The organism is Actinoplanes rectilineatus, from assembly GCF_000962825.1.
Classification (GTDB): Bacteria; Actinomycetota; Actinomycetes; order Mycobacteriales; family Micromonosporaceae; genus Actinoplanes; species Actinoplanes rectilineatus.
This window is the reverse complement of sequence record NZ_JZKF01000253.1, coordinates 1-378: the sequence shown is the minus strand read 5'-3', so window position 1 is coordinate 378 and position 378 is coordinate 1. Positions and strand designations below refer to the sequence as shown.

Genomic DNA, 378 nt, shown 5'->3' with positions numbered 1-378 from the left:
TGACCCTCGGTGCTGATGATCCGGGCGTTCGCCTCGTCGATCTGGGTCTGCAGCAGCTCCAGGTTGCGGTCCACCTCGGCCTGCGCCTGCGCCGGGATGTCCACGTTGATCACGACGTCGGGGCAGTTCACCGTTGCGGCACCGGTGGCGCCACCGGCGTTGTCGGCGTCGTCCTCGTCGCCGGTCTCCACCGCGGTGGGCTCGGGCGCCGCGTTGCCGCCGCCGTTCTCGTTCAGCGAGCAGGGGGCGAGTTCCTCGGCGTTGAGGTCCGGCTTCGCCGCGTTGCGGCCGATCGCCGTCTCGATCCGGTTGATCGTCGCGAACCGCTTGTCCTCCAGCGGGCCGAGGATCGCGTTCTGCACGAAGTTCGCACCGCCC

The 378-nt window shown here is 70.1% G+C and carries 1 pseudogene; it reads right to left on the bottom strand.

Annotated elements, in window-relative coordinates:
* A pseudogene (locus WH85_RS52090) lies at nucleotides 1-378 on the bottom strand (hypothetical protein); the annotation flags it as partial.